Origin of the sequence: Stappia sp. TSB10GB4 (assembly GCF_900185745.1) — a bacterium.
Taxonomy (GTDB): domain Bacteria; phylum Pseudomonadota; class Alphaproteobacteria; order Rhizobiales; family Stappiaceae; genus Stappia.
Window position 1 is genome coordinate 1 of the sequence record NZ_FYAV01000082.1, and the last position, 15972, is coordinate 15972.

The following is a 15972-nucleotide window of genomic DNA, read 5'->3' on the forward strand; positions in this document are numbered from 1 at the left end:
GTCTCTCCGGCGGCATCAACCCCGTGGAGTTGGAAGAGATGCTTGGACGTGTCCATGCCGATGCGCGTAATCTCGTTCATTGGGCGGCTCCTTCGATGTGTTGGGACCATCATCTTGGCGCAAAACGGCGCCGGATGGGGGCCGTCCACCCCAACGGGGTCCATTCGTTCCCAGAGCGGTCGATGGAGAAGGATGCCCTTTCCCGATCAGCGCGGCTTCTTGTTGAAGGCCGCCGCCAGCGCCGCTGCCATGGCGCCGTCGCCGCCGCCCTGCGAGGGCCGCGAGCCGCCAGAACCGCCACCAGAACCGCCACCGCCAGGTCCGCCGCGACGCGGGCCGCCGGGCCCGCCCTTCGGACGGTCGCCACCACCACCGCCACCACCAGAACCGCCGGGGCCGCCGCGCGGCCGGTCGGAGCCACCGGCACCCCGCCCGCCGGCCGCCTCGCCGCCGTCCTTGCGCATGGTGAGGCCGATGCGCTTGCGCGCCATGTCGACCTCGACCACCTTCACCCGGACGATGTCGCCGGCCTTCACCACCTCCGCCGGATCGCGCACGAAGCGGTCGGCGATCTGCGAGACATGCACAAGGCCGTCCTGGTGGACGCCGATATCGACGAAGGCGCCGAAATTGGTGACATTGGTGACCGTGCCTTCCAGCACCATGCCGGGGCGCAGGTCGCTCATCGTCTCGACGCCGTCGGCAAGCTTGGCGGTCTTGAACTCCGGACGCGGGTCGCGGCCGGGCTTTTCCAGCTCGGCGAGGATGTCGCGCACGGTCGGCAGGCCGAACGTGTCGTCGGCGAAGCGCGCGGGATCGAGCCCCTTCAGCAGCGCCGCATTGCCCATCACCTCGGACAGCGGCCGGCCGCAGGCCTGCACGATGCGGCTTGCCACCGGATAGGCTTCCGGGTGCACGGAAGACGCATCAAGCGGATTGTCGCCGCCGGGAATGCGCAGGAAGCCGGCGCATTGCTCGAAGGCCTTGGGCCCGAGCCGCGCCACCTTGAGCAGCGCCTTGCGGTCGCGGAAGGCGCCTGCCGCCTCACGGTGCGCCACGATGGCCTCGGCAAGGCCGGCGGAAAGGCCCGAGACGCGGGCGAGCAGCGCGGTGGAGGCGGTGTTGAGGTCGACGCCGACCGCGTTCACCGCATCCTCGACCACCGCATCCAGCGCCTTCGCGAGTTTCGTCTGGTTGACGTCGTGCTGGTACTGGCCGACGCCGATGGACTTCGGCTCGATCTTGACGAGTTCGGCCAGCGGGTCCTGCAGCCGGCGGGCGATGGAGGCCGCGCCGCGCAGCGACACGTCGACGCCGGGCAGCTCGCGCGAGGCCAGCTCGCTCGCCGAGTAGATCGAGGCGCCGGCCTCGTTGACGATCACCTTGATCGGGCGGTTCGCCGGCGGGATCTCGCCGAGCAGATCGGCGACCAGCCGGTCGGTCTCGCGGCTCGCCGTGCCGTTGCCGATGGCGATGAGCGAAATGCCGTGCCGGGCGATCAGCGCCTTCAGCGCCGCCATCGAACCGGTGATGTCGTTGCGCGGCTGGAACGGGTAGATCGTCGCCGTCTCGACCAGCTTGCCGGTGGCATCGACCACCGCCACCTTGACGCCGGTGCGGATGCCGGGATCGAGGCCCAGCACCGTCTTGTGGCCGGCGGGAGCGGCCAGCAGCAGGTCCTTGAGATTGCGGGCGAAGACGTGGATCGCCTCCTCCTCGGACTTTTCGCGCAGCGCGTTCATCAGGTCGAGTTCCAGATGCAGCGCCAGCTTGACCCGCCAGGCCCAGCGCGCCGTCTCCGCCAGCCAGCGGTCGGCCGGCCGGCCCCGGTCCTCGATGCCGGCGGCCTTCATCACCATCAGCTCGACCGGCTTGAAGGTGCGCTGGTCGTCCTCGTCGACGGTGAGTTCCAGCGCCAGAACGCCCTCGTTGCGCCCGCGCAGCAGCGCCAGCGCCCGGTGGCTCGGCACGTCGGCCCATTTCTCGCGATAGTCGAAATAGTCGGAGAACTTGGCGCCCGCCTGCTCCTGGCCCTCAACCACCCGCGAGCGCAGCACCGCGCCAGAGGTCATGTGCGAGCGCAGCCGCCCGACCAGCGCCGCGTCCTCCGCAAAGCGCTCCATCAGGATCTGCCGCGCGCCGTCCAGCGCCGCCTTGGTGTCCGGAACGCCCTTTTCCGCGTCGACGAAGCGGCCCGCCGCCACCTGCGGGTCCTGCGAGGGATCGCCGATCAACAGGTCGGCCAGCGGCTCCAGCCCCGCCTCGCGGGCGATCTGCGCCTTGGTCCGCCGCTTCTTCTTGAACGGCAGGTAGAGATCCTCGAGCTGCGCCTTGGTCTCGGCCGCGTGGATGCGCCCGGCCAGCGCGTCGTCCAGCTTCCCCTGCTCCTCGATGGAGCGCAGGATCGCGCCGCGCCGCTCCTCCATCTCGCGCAAGTAGGTCAGCCGCTCCTCGAGCCGGCGCAACTGCGTGTCGTCGAGACCGCCGGTCGCCTCCTTGCGGTAACGGGCGACGAAGGGGACGGTGGCGCCGCCGTCGAGCAGCTCCACCGTCGCGGAGACCTGCTCCGGCCGGCAGACGAGCTCCGCCGCGATGATGCGGGCGATGCGGGCGGAAATCTCCGGCGGCAGCGCCGTCTTCGCGGACGCGGGACGGGAAGCCGGAACGTCCGGCGAAAAGGAGGAAAGATCGGTCATTTTACGGGCCTGTCGACGACATCGGGCCGCCGGGCGAGGGCCGGCCGGCGGGCCGGGCACTTTACGCAAGCCGCGCCCGCGACGCCAGTGCAGGACGCCAAGAGGCAAGGGCGAAAGTGGAAAACGGCGACAGCCGGGCCAGGCGAGGTCCGGCTCTGGCTCAGCGCACCACGGTGATGCGCTGCGCGGCGCGGGTCACCGCCGTGTAGAGCCAGCGGTCGCGATACTCGCGGAAGGCCCAGCTCTCGTCGAACAGGACGACGTCGTCCCACTGCGAGCCCTGCGCCTTGTGGACGGTGAGCGCATAGCCGTAGTCGAACTCGTCGGAGCGGCGCTTGAGGGCGTAGGGGATCTGGTCCGCGCCCTCCTCGAACAGGCCCGGCAGCACCTTGACCTGCACCCGGCCCTTGCCGGCGGCCTCGTCCTCCGGGCGCACGTCGAAGCGCAGCGTGTTGCCCTTGGACGGGCGCAGCCGGGCGACGGTCCACAGCCCGCCGTTGAGCAGGCCCTTGGCCTTGTCGTTGCGCAGGCACACCAGCTTGTCGCCGACCGCCGGCATCGGCGTCGTGTAGCCCTTCAGCTCGCGGATGCGGCCATTGTAGAGCCGCCGCGTGCGGTTGGTGCCGACCAGCACCTGGTCGCTGGCGAGGATCGAGGCGGCGTCGATCTCGCGGCGCGAGATGATGCGGCTGTCGCCGTAGCGCCCCGGCTCCAGCTCGCCGCCCTCGCGGATCAGCATCGACATGTGGACGATCGGGTTGTCGCGCGCCTGGCGGTGCACTTCCGACAGCATCACGTCGGGCTCGGCCTCGGTGAAGAAGCCGCCGCCCTTGACCGGGGGAAGCTGCGCCGGATCGCCGAGCACCAGCACCGGCGTGCCAAAAGACAGGAGATCGCGGCCGAGATCCTCGTCGACCATCGAGCATTCGTCGATGACGATCAGCTTGGCCTTGGAGGCGATGCTGTCGCGGTTGATCGAGAAGCTGAGGCTCTCCTCCTCGTCCTCGCTCTCCTCCTTGCGACCGCGCGGCCGGTAGATCATCGCGTGGATGGTGGTGGCGTCGACGCAGCCCTTCTGGCGCAGCACATGGGCGGCCTTGCCGGTGAAGGCGCCGAAGGCGACATCGCCGTCGATGCCCTCCGCCAGATGGCGGGCGAGCGTCGTCTTGCCCGTGCCGGCGAAGCCGAACAGGCGGAAGACCTGCTTGTCTTTCGATTTCAGCCAGCGCGCCGTTTCGTCGAGCGCGTGCCGCTGCTGGGGCGACCAGTCCATGAAGCGAATCGGATCCCGAGTTGGTTCGCTTCCTTCCTACAGGCTTCGCGCCCGCCTGTGCACCCGCTTAGGGCCGTGGGTACAGCTTCACCCCCGTGCCCGTGACCGAAAAGCCGGCCATATAGGGGTCGCGCTCGTCGAGCGTGATCGTCGAAGTGCCGGTCTTCACCGCCCAGCCCTCAATGGTCGGCACGATGGCCGGCCGGCCGCCGACGGTTGTCTCGGACTTCACACCGCCCACGAACAGCGAGCCGATGACGCTCTCGTGCACGAAGCGGTCGCCGACCTTCAGCCGGCCGCGCGCATGCAACTGGGCAAGGCGGGCCGAGGTGCCGGTGCCGCAGGGGCTGCGGTCGATGGCCTTGTCGCCGTAGAAGACGGCGTTGCGCGCATCCGCCCCCGGCTGGGTCGCCGGACCCGTCCACTGGATATGGGTGATGCCGCGGATGCGCCCGTCCTCCGGGTGCACCATCTCGTATGCCTCGTTGAGCGCAACCCGAAGCGCCGGGCTGATCGCCACCAGCCGGTCGACATCGATGGCGCCGACGCCGGGGAAATTTTCCTGCGGCTCGATGATCGCATAGAAATTGCCGCCATAGGCGACATCGAAGGTCAGCCGGCCGAGCTCCGGGCAGTCGATCTCAAGGTCCCTTGCCGCGAGGAAGGAGGGCACATTGGTCAGCCGCACGGAAGCGACATGCTCGCCCTCCATCTCGTAATCGGCAAGCACAAGACCGGCCGGCGTTTCCAGCCGCGCCTGGCCGGGCGTGCGGGGCACCAAGAGCCCCTCCTCGATCGCCATGGTGACGGTGCCGATGGTGCCGTGGCCGCACATCGGCAGGCAGCCGGAGGTCTCGATATAGAGCACGCCGATGTCGCAATCCGCGCGCGTCGGCGGATAGAGGATCGAGCCGGACATCATGTCGTGGCCGCGCGGCTCGAACATCAGCCCGGTGCGGATCCAGTCGTAGCGCTCAAGGAAATCCGCCCGCCGCGCCAGCATGCTGTCGCCGGCAAGGTTGGGTCCCCCGCCGGCGACGAGCCGCACCGGATTGCCGCAGGTGTGTCCGTCGATGCAGAAGAACGTATGCCGCGCCACGGCTGCCTCCTTCAGAAAAGAACCGTCTGTCAGAACCTGTCGACTGCATAGGGGGCAAGGTCGACGGAGGGCCGCTCGCCGGCGACGAGCGCCGCGACGAGTTCGCCCGTCACCGCCGCCTGCGTCAAGCCGTGATGGGCATGGCCGAAGGCATGGATGAGGCCGGGGATCCGCCGGCTTGGCGAGATCACCGGCAGGCTGTCAGGCAGCGAGGGGCGGAAGCCCATCCAGCGCTCGCCGGTCGTCGCATCGAGCTTCGGCACCACCTTGCCGGCGCGGGCGACCAGCGCGTCGACGCGCCGCCAGTCCGGGTCGGCGGACAGCCCGCCGAACTCCACCGCCCCGCCGATGCGCAGGCCGCTCGCCAGCGGCGACAGCACGAAGCCGTAGCCGGCCAGCATGATGAAGCGGCGGAAGGAGACGCCGGGCTCGGGCACGGTGATATTGTAGCCGCGCTCGGTGTCGAGCGGCACGTCCTCGCCGAGGCCGGCGGCAAGCCGGCGCGACCAGGCGCCGCAGGCCAGCACCACATGCGGCGACCGCCGCACCGGCCCTTCGCGCAGGCGCAGCGTGATGCCCTCGCCGCCGCGCACCAGCGTCACCACCTCGCCCTGTTCGATGGCGCCGCCGCGCGCCCGCACATGGGCGGCAAGGTCGAGACACAGCCCGTGCGGATCGTCGACCTGCACCCAGCCGGGAAGATACGCGCCGCCGGCGACCGTGGGGCCCAAATCCGGCTCCATCTCGCGCAGCTCCGCCCCGCTTACCTCGCGCACCTCGATGCCGTGGTCGCGCTGCAACTGCCAGCCGGGCCGGGCCCGCGCCACCTCGCCCGGCTTGTCGAAGACGTCGAGACAGCCCTCGCGCTTCACCCGGCCGAGTGTCCCGCTGCCCTGCCACAGCCGCTCCCAGGCCGGCAACGCCGCACCGTTGAGCGCGGCGATGGCGGAAATCGACCGGCGCCAGGCGGCCGGCCGCGAAGCCTGCATGAAGCGCAGCATCCACGGCAGGATGGAGAGGGCATAGGCGGGGCGGATGGCGAGCGGGCCGAGCGGATCGAGCAGCCAGCCCGGCGCCTTGCGCCAGATGCCGGGCGAGGCGAGCGGGGCGACATCGGTCCAGGCGACGGCGGCGGCATTGCCGCGCGAGGCGCCGCTGCCCGGCGCGTCCCGGTCGATCACCGTCACCGCATGGCCGCGCGCCAGCAGCACCGCCGCCGTGGCGAGGCCGACGATGCCGGCACCGATGATCGTGACCTCGGATCTGTCGCTCATGCGCTCATCCTGTCCCGGGGCGCGCCCCGCCTGTTGCGCGGATCCACCAATCGCGGATCCGCAGTGCCTCAGAGTGTCGGCAGGGTCGGCCGGACCGCCAGCGCGGCGCGGATGATGCCGTCGACCCGCTCGGCCTCGGCCCCGGACAGTGCCATGCGCGGCGCCCGGCAGCGGTCGTTGGAGCCGATCGCATGCACTTCGGCGCGCTTGATGTTCTGCACCAGATTGGTCGAGACATCGAGATCCAGCAAGGGGCGGAACCAGCGGTAGATCGCCCGCGCTTCCTCGATGCGGCCGGCTTCTGCCAGCTTCCAGATCGCCACAGTCTCCTTCGGGAAGGCGACGACGAGGCCGGCGACCCAGCCGGTGGCGCCCATCACGAGGCTTTCCAGCGCCAGATTGTCGACGCCGGTGAAGACGTCGAAGCGATCGCCGAAGCGCGAGATCACCTCGCTGACGCGGCGGATGTCGTCGGTGGACTCCTTCATCGCCACGACCAGTGGCTCGGCGGCCAGTTCCTCGAACATCTCCAGCGTCACGTCGACGCCATAGGCGACCGGGTTGTTGTAGATCATCGACGGCAGGCCGGAGCCGCGGGTGACCGCGAAGAGATGCGCCAGCGTCTCGTGCGGGGCCGAGCGATAGGGCACGCCGGGCAGCACCATCAGCCCGTCGGCGCCGGCCTTGGCCGCGGCCTGCGCGGCGGAAACCGCCCGGCGGGTGGAGCTTTCACACACGGTCATCAGCACCGGGCGGCTGCCGGCCACCGACTTCGCCAGCTTGAGGATCTCGAGCTTTTCGTCTCCCTCGAGCGCCATCGCCTCGCCGAGCGAGCCGCAGACGATCAGCCCGTCGACGCCCGCCTCGACCTGCAGCGCGAAGCAGCGCTCCATCTCGGCCATGTCGAGCCTGTCGTCGCTGGTGAACTTGGTGGTTACCGCCGGAAAGACACCGCGCCACATGATCGAAACTCCCTTGCCGTCATCTGATATATCAGTTGTCGGGTGCACATTCCCATGCGGCTTTCTTTCTGTCAACAACTGATATATCAAGAGGAGGCAGTGTGGTGAATTTGAGATAGGCCTCATGTTGGCCACCCCCTCCAGGGCGTGTTTCAAATTCGAAAACTGCGCTGGAAACGGAACTCGCTCGTCACCCTGTTAAATCTGAAGTTCGCTCAAGGTACGCCGCCAGATGTGACGAACTTCAGCTTCGGGTGACCGGCCAGAGGAGAGCGCCATGACAGCCAGCCCCGCCGGAGGCAGCCGCGCCGCCGACACCGCCGAGCCCGCCGCCGCAGGCGGCCAGGAGGGAGAGGAAAGCCGCGCGGCCCGCGCCTATCGCGCGCTGGAGGAGCAGATCGTCACGCTCGGCCTTGCGCCCGGCACGGCGATGACGGAAAGCCGCATCGCGGCGCTGCTCGACATGGGCCGCACGCCGATCCGTGAGGCGATCCAGCGCCTCGCCTGGGAGGGGCTGGTGACGATCCGCCCGCGCCTCGGCATTCTCGTCGCCGAGATCAACCCGGCCGATTTCGCCCGCGTGCTCGAGGCGCGGCACGCCCTTGAGATCCTGCTGACCGGTTCGGCCGCGCATCTCGCCAGCCGCGACGAGCGCGACCGGCTGGCCGACTGCGCCCGCGCCATGCGCGATGCCGCCGCCAAGGGCGATGTCGCCGCCTTCCTGCGCGAGGACAAGACCTTCGACGAAATCGTCGCGGTCGCCTCCTGCAACCCCTTCGCCGCCCGGGTGGTGGCGCCGCTGCAGAGCCATTCGCGGCGGTTCTGGTTCCGCTATTTCGGCGAGAGCGACCTCAACTCCGCCGCCTGGCACCATATGGAACTGATGCAGGCCATCGCCTCTGGCGACGTCGCCCTCGCCCGCGCCCGCGCCGACGACCTGATGCACTATCTGCGCCGCCAGGCGATGACGCTGACGGGTGGGTTGGAGCGGTAGGGGGGTAGCTTAAAGTGAGAGCATAGTCTGGCAACGGCCTGCCTACCCTACCAATCTGAGATTTTTCTCGAAAATTAGCCTTACTTGGCTACAAGCCTGTTTCTGACTTCAGTGTTTTTAGATCATCTATTAGCTGCTCACGCATGTTCGTAGTGTAAATGCGAGCAATCTTCCCATCGTTCTGTCTGTCTATAATTTTACGCAGGTCAGCGACCCGAGCCGCCCAAGTCGTGCCATCTGTGAAGAAAAGCAGTGTTGTATCATGCCTTTTAGCTTCGATAATAGCATCGAGATCGCCAATAATATCCGACATTTTGGAGCCAGTTGCTCCATAACCCTTCACCTCAAGAATTATTCGAGGGCGGTCTCGATTTGGGATCGCAATGTCACACTTGGCGGTTCTGCCGCCTGCTCCGGTAAAGGTACATCTAACCTCATATCCATTTTCACCAAACACTTCTGAAACGAGTGATTCCACAACGTCCTCTAGCCCTCTACCTCGCTTCTGGCCAGAGATTGCAGAACCTCTCCCAGCGCGAAGACGTTCAACAAGGATGTCACTCCAAACTGGGCGATGGTTGATTGCCGTCGCCATCGCCTCCAGTAACCCCAACTTCTCCAACGAACCGAAGAACTGATCGGGAGAAGACTTCATTCGCTTTGAGCCAGCTCCGCCAGGGCCTAGGGTTCTCCTGAGCTCTTCATCCATTTTATCTTTAGACATGATAAGGAAAAGGCGTGCACAAAGGAGGCCAACATCAAAAGATCCAGAAAAAAGATCTTCTAAGTCGGATCGGTCATATTTCTCTTTCTTTTCTATATCTGATAACTTGGCGATCGTTGCGGTCGCCATGTCGTCCATCCAATCCACATCCAAAGGGCTGAGACTTTTCAGGATTTCGTCGATACTCTGCTCAATAACCTGCATTATGTGCCTACAATGAGATACTCGAGAGCAGACGATCTTTTTGTTTTTTTGTGGTTACCGAAGTGATATCGGTGCGGTTTTTCAAATACCTGTATGTTTTTCTTGTATTTCTGCATCAGAGAAATCAGCTCCTCGAGGTTAGGATAGCCGTTTGAGCTGTAAGATAAAACGATTTTGCTTTTTGAAAAACGGGAAAACATTCGATCAAACGCATCCAAAGCGGTCCGTCGATAGCTGAATGGCGTGTATTTCTTTTCAATTTTCCTAACTTTTGTGGTCCAATCAATTGGCAGACCCTGCCAGTAGCATGAGAGCCCTTCAATAAAATGATAGCGCTTCACGTAGCAGTTGTCATCTGATCTAGGGACGTAGGGAGGATCTAGGTAGACCAAATCTGTGTGCTTTTTTTGCGCATCAAATACATCCGATCTATATGCAGCATTTCTCCGGCCGTTGTCGAAGACGGAACAATTGTAAACTTCAATTTGCTCAAGGAAGTGCTCTTCAAGAGTGAGCCGAAGATCGCGGCGCCCATCATCATACCGAGACAGGTCTCCAGACACCGTAAAGACGCCCCTTGGTTGCCGCTTTAGGCATGAGCGAAATAGAGCTGCAAAAGCAAGAGCTTGCTCATAGGGATTTTCTAATTGTCGAATATTACCCGATACCGAATCTAGGAACTTTAAATCTTCCCTCGTATAGAAAATACCAGAAAATGTATTTTCAATAAAATTATGCCCATCCGCCGTCCGGTTCATTAGCTGCCTGATAGCTTTTCCGTCCAAACGAATGGAACTGTTCTCGATTGTGGCCCTTGCAACCAAGCTTGTAAAGTTAAGGAAATCGGATGCAATCACGCGCCTTCCCATTGCCTTCATCAGATACGCCACACTCCCTGTGCCACAGAATGGATCCATAGCACTTTCGAAGTCCAGAGTATCAAGGACCTGATTTATCCACGGGAGCAAGCGCTTCTTTGATCCCATGTAACGCATCTCGGGATAACGAATTGCTTTCTCAGGGATACCATATACATCTTCTCTATTTTTGATGGAGACGACATTTGAGTTCGCAGCGTAATTTCTCTCCGGGACCATAGAAGGTGCCTCTCTTGCTAATCCGACTCAATCGCCTCTGAATCCCGATTATTCATATCATCTAAGAAGGCCAAGGCTGCAATGGATGAACCGCCCAGCCTTCACTGTCAAATCTCCCCTACCCCCGCAATGCCCCCAGCAACGCCTTGCCGGCTTCCTCGATATGGGTGCGCAGGATCACTTCCGCGGCCTGCGCATCGCGGCGGCGGCAGGCGGCGAGGAGTTCGCGGTGCTCGCGGTCGGAGCGCACCGCGTAGTCGAGCTGGCGGATGGCGATGCGCAGGTAGCGGTCCGCCGCATCGTGCAGCAATGAGATATGCGCGAGCAGGCGCGGCCGGCCGCAGGCCTCGTAGAGCGTCATGTGGAAACGCTTGTTGAGCGCGCCGAACGCCTCGATGGGCGCGGTTTCCAGTTCGCCCTGGATGCTTTCCGCCCGGTCGATGCGGCTCTCGGTGAGTTCGGGGATCGCGTGGCGCAGGGCAAGGCACTCGGCCAGCACCCGCATCTCGTGGATCTCGGCAAGATCGCGCGCGTCGATGGCGGCGACGCTGGCGCCGCGATTGCGGACCATCTCCACGAAGCCTTCCGCCTGCAACAGGCGCAGCGCCTCGCGCACCGGCATGCGGCTGACGCCATAGGCCTCGGCAATCGTCTCCTGGCGCAGCGGCTGGCCGGCGGCGAGCTCCCCGGAAATGATCCGCGCGCGCAGCCGGTCGGCGACGGACTGCGTCTGGTCGCGGCCCTTGGCCCCCGCTGCTCGCATCCCCTGCCCGCTGTCGCCCGATCCGCTCGCCGTCATGATCCGCCTGCCTGTCTTGCCTGTTGGCAGCAAGGCGGGTCGCGCGCCTCGCCACGACCCACCCTGATTCCCCACCTTCGACAATTGACATAGCCCGGCAAGTTCTGCATTCAATATCTTTAATTGGATCCAATATGGAGAATCGTATGACAGTTTCTCGCCTGCGCCACATCCCCGGCATCAATGTCGACAAGATGGGCACTGCCGCCGACGCGCTCGATGATCCGGACATGCTGCGGCTGGAGAACCTCGACACGGACATCGCCCCGCCGCGCGCCGCGCTGGAGGCGACCCGCGCTGCCGTCGATGCGGACGCGGCCAACAGCTACCTGCCGTTCCTCGGCATCCACGCCTTGCGCCAGGCGGCCGTCGCCCGGATCGAAGCCGACACGGGCGTCGCGTACGATCCGGAAAGAGAATGCATCGTCTCGGCCGGCGGCCTCTCCGGCATTCTCAACGTGCTGCTGGCGATCTTGGAGCCGGGCGACGAGGTGATCATCACCGACCCGGCCTATGCCGGCCTGCTCAACCGCATCCGCCTGGCCGGCGGCGTGCCGCGCCTGGTGCCCTTGACGGTAGCGGAGGGCGGCTGGCGGCTGGACCTGGAGGCGCTGGCCGCCGCCCGCTCGGACAAGACCCGCGCGGTGCTGACCATGAGCCCGTCGATGCCATCGGGCATCGTCCACACTCTTGAGGAATGGCAGGCGATCTGCGACCTGGTGCGGCAGACGGGCGCCTGGCTGCTGCACGATGCGGCGATGGAGCGGATCCTCTATACCGACGCGCCTATGCTGCATCCGCTGCAGTTTCCGGACATGCGCGAACGCACGGTGACGGTCGGCAGCGTCTCCAAGGAATACCGGATGATCGGCTGGCGCGTCGGCTGGATCGTCGGCCCGCGCGAGCTGATGAACGATGTCGGCCTTGTCAGCCTGTCCAACGTCGTCTGCCAGGTCGGCATCGGCATGCCGGGCGCGGCCGCCGCGCTGACGACGCAGGACGACGGGGTGGCGCAGGCGACCGCCCGCTGGCGCGCAAGGCGCGACCTGATCCTCACCGAGCTCGCCGACCTGCCCTGCGTCAAGCCCGATGGCGGCTGGTCGCTGCTGATCGACACGGCCGCGCTCGGCCTGCCGCCGGAGCGGGCCTCGGCGCTGCTGCTCGACAAGGGGCGGATCGCAGCGACCGCGATGACCGGCTGGGGCGCGCCGGACCGGGCCGGGCGCTACCTGCGCCTCGTCTTCGCCAACGAGCCGCGCGCCCGCCTTGCCGGCATCCGCGAACGCTTCCGCGCCGCCTGGGGGATGTGACGCGCGGCGCAATACGACACAGGCCGAAACGACGAAGGCCCCGCCGGACGGCGGAGCCTTCGATCACATCTCGAAACCTCGGATGCGGGAGAGGCCGGCTCAGGCCGCCTTCTCTTCCGGCTCGCGCAGCACGTAGCCACGGCCCCAGACGGTCTCGATATAGTTCTTGCCCGACGTGGCGGCCGCCAGCTTCTTGCGCAGCTTGCAGATGAACACGTCGATGATCTTCAGCTCCGGCTCGTCCATGCCGCCATAGAGATGGTTGAGGAACATCTCCTTGGTGAGCGTCGTCCCCTTGCGCAGGGAGAGCAGCTCCAGCATCTGGTATTCCTTGCCGGTCAGATGCACGCGCTGGCCCGAGACCTCGACCGTCTTGGTGTCGAGATTGACGACCAGGTCGCCCGTGGTGATGACCGACTGGGCATGACCCTTCGAGCGGCGCACGATCGCATGGATGCGCGCGACCAGCTCGTCCTTGTGGAACGGCTTGGTCATGTAGTCGTCGGCGCCGAAGCCGAGACCGCGCACCTTGTCCTCGATGCCGGCAAGGCCGGACAGGATCAGGATCGGCGTCTTCACCTTGGACACGCGCAGCGTCCGCAGGACCTCGTAGCCCGACATGTCGGGCAGGTTGAGGTCCAACATGATGATGTCGTAATCATAAAGCTTGCCGAGGTCGATGCCTTCCTCGCCAAGATCCGTCGTATAGACGTTGAAATTCTCGGACTTGAGCATCAGCTCGATGCTCTGCGCCGTGGCGCTGTCATCCTCGATCAACAGGACACGCATGCCAATCCCCTATGTCTGCCTATCCTGGGCAAGCCGCGCCGGCCGATACGCTCCCGGTGCTAAGGACTGCGGTTAACCTCGACTCACTGTGTGAGACAATGGTTAACAAATTCTGTTTCACACCTGCAAGCGCCGATGAGGCCAGTTTGGAAAACTTTTCCAAATGCTTGAAAATTCAATGGAAATCCTTTCCATAAAATCTTCAAGTGTCACATTAAGAAGCCGCGGCAAACGACTCAGGTGACTCAACCTCTACGCCGAACGCGGGACCCAGGATGGCTCACCATCCATGAACCCTCGTGACTAAGATTAACCAAACTCGTAAATGATAGGTTACCGTATCCTGGCTTTTCGGGACCTTCTTTACCGAGCCTTGAGGATCAGATGGACCCGCTCTTCGCCGAACTCGAAGCCCTGATGCCCGCCGAGATCTACGGACGGGTGGTCGCCGTGCAGGGTCTGCTGGTCGAGGTCGCCGGCCCCGTGCACGAAATGAGCGTCGGCGCCGTGCTGGCCGTGGAGAGCGGGGAGAACGGCCCGGCCGTGCCGGCCGAGGTGGTCGGCTTCCGCGACGAGCGGGCGCTGTGCATGCCCTTTGCCGGGCTGGAGGGCGTGCGCCTCGGCTGCCGCGCCGTGCTGATGGCGCGCGAGAGCCTTGCCCATCCGTGCGAGGCCTGGCTCGGGCGCGTCGTCAACGCCATGGGCGAGCCGATCGACGGCCTCGGCCCCCTGCCCGCCGGCGGCGAGCCGCGGCGGCTGCGCAGCCTCCCGCCGGCCGCCGGCGAGCGCGGCCGCGTCGGCCCGCCGCTCGACCTCGGCATCCGCGCGCTCAACACCTTCGTCACCTGCTGCGAGGGCCAGCGCATGGGCATCTTCGCCGGCTCCGGCGTCGGCAAGTCGGTGCTGATGTCGATGATTGCCCGCAACATGTCCGCCGATGTCGCGGTGATCGGCCTGATCGGCGAGCGCGGCCGCGAGGTGCAGGAATTCATCGAGGACGACCTGGGGCCGGAGGGCCTTGCCCGCTCGGTCGTCGTCGTCGCCACCTCCGACGAGAGCGTGCTGATGCGGCGCCAGGCCGCCTATCTGACGATGACCGTCGCCGAGCATTTCCGCGATGCCGGGCGCAATGTCATGTGCATGATGGACTCCGTCACCCGCTTCGCCATGGCCCAGCGCGAGATCGGCCTGTCGATCGGCGAGCCGCCGACCTCCAAGGGCTACACGCCGACCGTCTTCACCGAACTGCCCAAGCTGCTGGAGCGCGCCGGACCGGGGCGGCCGGGATCGGGCTCGATCACCGGCCTGTTCACCGTGCTGGTGGAGGGCGACAACCATAACGAGCCGGTCGCCGACGCGGTGCGCGGCATTCTCGACGGCCATATCGTCATGGAGCGGGCCATCGCCGAGCGCGGCCGCTATCCGGCGATCAACGTGCTGAAGTCGGTCTCGCGCACCATGCCGCGCTGCGTGCCGGAACCGGTCCAGCCGGTGTTGCGCAAGGCGCGGGCGCTGATGGCGACCTATTCCGACATGGAGGAGTTGATCCGCCTCGGCGCCTATCGGCGCGGCTCGGACCCGGTGGTCGACGAGGCGATCTTCCGCCACGACCGGCTGGAAACCTTTCTCGGCCAGTCAAAGGGCGATGCAAGTACGATCACCGAGGGCTATAGTGAACTTGCCAACCTTTTGGAAATGACTCTCGCTTAAGTTGGCCTGCGCAACGGGAGTACTGAGTAATGAAGTCGCGTGAGAGTCTCATTCGCCTGAAGCAGTTTCAGGTCGACGAGCGTCGTCGCCAACTGGCCCAGATCGAGTCGATGGTCGACGAGTTCAAGCGCATGGCCCGCGAGCTGGACGACCAGATCCTCGCCGAGCAGGAGCGCGTCGGCATCACCGACGTGACCCACTTCGCCTATCCGACCTTCGCCAAGGCCGCCGCCCAGCGCCGCGACAACCTGCTCAACTCGGCAGAGGAGTTGAACGGCCAGCTCGAGGCGGCACGCGAGGACCTGCGCGAGGCTCTGGAGGAGCTGAAGAAGTTCGAGCTGCTGGAAGAGCGCGACCAGATTCGCGAGCGCCAGGAGCGCGAAGCGGCCGAGCAGGACGATCTCGACGAGGTCGCCTCCCGTCGCAAGACCCGGATCTGAGCACCGCCGCCCGCGCGCGGCCCGCGACCGGCTCGGAACACTCTCCCGCCACACTTTCCCAAAGGGCCCGCAGCGCGGGCCCTTTTGCATTTGCGCGAAAGATCGCCGCATGGGATAGCAGCGCCATGTGGACGATACGAGACGCAAGCGCGGGCGAAAGCGCAACGGCCATCGCGATCTGGCGGCGCGCGGTCGCGGCCACCCACGATTTCCTCACCCCGGAGGACTTCGCCGAGATCGAGGCGATGGTGCGGGACTTCCTGCCGGAGGTGCCGCTGACCTTCGCTGTCGACCGGGACGGCACGGTGGCCGGCTTCATGGTGCTGAGCGAGGGTCATCTCGACGCGCTGTTCATCGATCCGGCCGCGCATGGCCGGGGCGCGGGACGCGCGCTCGTTGCCCATGCGCTGGCGCGGTTTTCCCGCCTCGTGACCGATGTCAACGAGCAGAACGCGGGCGCTGCCGCCTTCTATGCCCGCCTCGGCTTCACCGTCACCGGCCGCTCGGAGCGCGACGACCAGGGCCGACCCTATCCGCTGCTGCACCTGGTGCATGAGGCGGCCGATGCCCCCGCGGATGCGGCCTTGCAGGACGGCTGAAC

The 15972-nt window shown here is 65.6% G+C and carries 14 protein-coding genes; 5 read left to right on the forward strand and 9 right to left on the reverse strand.

The window, feature by feature from the left end:
* Positions 1-206: 206 nt before the first annotated feature.
* The 5 genes from TSB10GB4_RS22220 to TSB10GB4_RS22240 all read right to left on the reverse strand — a co-directional run bounded on the left by TSB10GB4_RS22220 (position 207) and on the right by TSB10GB4_RS22240 (position 7304).
* A complete protein-coding gene (locus TSB10GB4_RS22220; protein WP_186397529.1) occupies positions 207-2696 on the reverse strand; it encodes a Tex family protein in 2490 nt (829 codons plus the stop codon).
* 160 nt (positions 2697-2856) lie between these two features.
* Entirely contained in the window at positions 2857-3969 is a 1113-nt protein-coding gene (locus TSB10GB4_RS22225; RefSeq protein WP_186397530.1) for an ATP-dependent RecD-like DNA helicase, read from the reverse strand.
* 67 nt (positions 3970-4036) lie between these two features.
* Positions 4037-5068: a 4-hydroxyproline epimerase gene (locus tag TSB10GB4_RS22230; protein ID WP_186397531.1), complete on the reverse strand. Its 1032-nt coding sequence runs from the start codon at positions 5066-5068 to the stop codon at positions 4037-4039.
* A 29-nt stretch (positions 5069-5097) separates the two neighbouring features.
* Positions 5098-6342 (reverse strand): FAD-binding oxidoreductase, encoded by a 1245-nt coding sequence (locus TSB10GB4_RS22235; protein WP_186397532.1) that lies wholly within the window; start codon positions 6340-6342, stop codon positions 5098-5100.
* A gap of 68 nt (positions 6343-6410) precedes the next feature.
* On the reverse strand, positions 6411-7304 hold the full coding sequence (locus TSB10GB4_RS22240; protein WP_186397533.1) for a dihydrodipicolinate synthase family protein: 894 nt from the start codon (positions 7302-7304) through the stop codon (positions 6411-6413).
* 277 nt (positions 7305-7581) lie between these two features.
* Between TSB10GB4_RS22240 and TSB10GB4_RS22245 the strand changes: the two genes are divergently transcribed.
* Positions 7582-8298 carry a GntR family transcriptional regulator gene (locus TSB10GB4_RS22245; protein WP_186397534.1) on the forward strand — a complete coding sequence of 239 codons (717 nt, stop codon included), beginning with the start codon at positions 7582-7584 and terminating at the stop codon, positions 8296-8298.
* Between the two features lie 88 nt (positions 8299-8386).
* Here TSB10GB4_RS22245 and TSB10GB4_RS22250 read toward each other — a convergent pair whose 3' ends face one another.
* The 3 genes from TSB10GB4_RS22250 to TSB10GB4_RS22260 form a co-directional block, all read right to left on the reverse strand.
* Complete coding sequence (locus tag TSB10GB4_RS22250; RefSeq protein WP_186397535.1) at positions 8387-9226, reverse strand: DpnII family type II restriction endonuclease; 840 nt, start codon at positions 9224-9226, stop codon at positions 8387-8389.
* The gene (locus TSB10GB4_RS22255) at positions 9226-10323 is read right to left on the reverse strand and encodes a DNA adenine methylase (protein ID WP_244571007.1); all 1098 of its coding nucleotides are present in this window, start codon (positions 10321-10323) and stop codon (positions 9226-9228) included. The genes TSB10GB4_RS22250 and TSB10GB4_RS22255 overlap by 1 nt, the downstream gene beginning before the upstream one ends.
* A gap of 118 nt (positions 10324-10441) precedes the next feature.
* The gene (locus TSB10GB4_RS22260) at positions 10442-11122 is read right to left on the reverse strand and encodes a GntR family transcriptional regulator (RefSeq protein ID WP_244571008.1); all 681 of its coding nucleotides are present in this window, start codon (positions 11120-11122) and stop codon (positions 10442-10444) included.
* Positions 11123-11268: 146 nt separating this feature from the next.
* On the opposite strand from TSB10GB4_RS22260, the gene TSB10GB4_RS22265 reads away from it, so the two are divergent.
* Positions 11269-12432 (forward strand): pyridoxal phosphate-dependent aminotransferase, encoded by a 1164-nt coding sequence (locus tag TSB10GB4_RS22265; RefSeq protein ID WP_186397536.1) that lies wholly within the window; start codon positions 11269-11271, stop codon positions 12430-12432.
* Between the two features lie 99 nt (positions 12433-12531).
* Here TSB10GB4_RS22265 and ctrA read toward each other — a convergent pair whose 3' ends face one another.
* Entirely contained in the window at positions 12532-13221 is a 690-nt protein-coding gene (gene ctrA / locus TSB10GB4_RS22270) for a response regulator transcription factor CtrA (RefSeq protein ID WP_067218837.1), read from the reverse strand.
* 384 nt (positions 13222-13605) lie between these two features.
* Here ctrA and fliI point away from each other — a divergent pair, with 384 nt between their 5' ends.
* The 3 genes from fliI to TSB10GB4_RS22285 all read left to right on the forward strand — a co-directional run bounded on the left by fliI (position 13606) and on the right by TSB10GB4_RS22285 (position 15970).
* The gene (gene fliI / locus TSB10GB4_RS22275; protein WP_186397537.1) at positions 13606-14931 is read left to right on the forward strand and encodes a flagellar protein export ATPase FliI; all 1326 of its coding nucleotides are present in this window, start codon (positions 13606-13608) and stop codon (positions 14929-14931) included.
* A gap of 29 nt (positions 14932-14960) precedes the next feature.
* A complete protein-coding gene (gene fliJ / locus TSB10GB4_RS22280; protein WP_186388397.1) occupies positions 14961-15371 on the forward strand; it encodes a flagellar export protein FliJ in 411 nt (136 codons plus the stop codon).
* Between the two features lie 125 nt (positions 15372-15496).
* Positions 15497-15970: an acetyltransferase gene (locus TSB10GB4_RS22285; RefSeq protein WP_186397538.1), complete on the forward strand. Its 474-nt coding sequence runs from the start codon at positions 15497-15499 to the stop codon at positions 15968-15970.
* Positions 15971-15972: the final 2 nt, after the last annotated feature.

Coding starts and splice junctions, on each gene's coding strand:
- TSB10GB4_RS22220 (WP_186397529.1), bottom strand. CDS start 2,696: ATGACCGATCTTTCCTCCTTTTCGCCGGACGTTCCGGCTTCCCGTCCC.
- TSB10GB4_RS22225 (WP_186397530.1), bottom strand. CDS start 3,969: ATGGACTGGTCGCCCCAGCAGCGGCACGCGCTCGACGAAACGGCGCGC.
- TSB10GB4_RS22235 (WP_186397532.1), bottom strand. CDS start 6,342: ATGAGCGACAGATCCGAGGTCACGATCATCGGTGCCGGCATCGTCGGC.
- TSB10GB4_RS22240 (WP_186397533.1), bottom strand. CDS start 7,304: ATGTGGCGCGGTGTCTTTCCGGCGGTAACCACCAAGTTCACCAGCGAC.
- TSB10GB4_RS22245 (WP_186397534.1), top strand. CDS start 7,582: ATGACAGCCAGCCCCGCCGGAGGCAGCCGCGCCGCCGACACCGCCGAG.
- TSB10GB4_RS22250 (WP_186397535.1), bottom strand. CDS start 9,226: ATGCAGGTTATTGAGCAGAGTATCGACGAAATCCTGAAAAGTCTCAGC.
- TSB10GB4_RS22255 (WP_244571007.1), bottom strand. CDS start 10,323: ATGGTCCCGGAGAGAAATTACGCTGCGAACTCAAATGTCGTCTCCATC.
- TSB10GB4_RS22260 (WP_244571008.1), bottom strand. CDS start 11,122: ATGACGGCGAGCGGATCGGGCGACAGCGGGCAGGGGATGCGAGCAGCG.
- TSB10GB4_RS22265 (WP_186397536.1), top strand. CDS start 11,269: ATGACAGTTTCTCGCCTGCGCCACATCCCCGGCATCAATGTCGACAAG.
- ctrA (WP_067218837.1), bottom strand. CDS start 13,221: ATGCGTGTCCTGTTGATCGAGGATGACAGCGCCACGGCGCAGAGCATC.
- fliI (WP_186397537.1), top strand. CDS start 13,606: ATGGACCCGCTCTTCGCCGAACTCGAAGCCCTGATGCCCGCCGAGATC.
- fliJ (WP_186388397.1), top strand. CDS start 14,961: ATGAAGTCGCGTGAGAGTCTCATTCGCCTGAAGCAGTTTCAGGTCGAC.
- TSB10GB4_RS22285 (WP_186397538.1), top strand. CDS start 15,497: ATGTGGACGATACGAGACGCAAGCGCGGGCGAAAGCGCAACGGCCATC.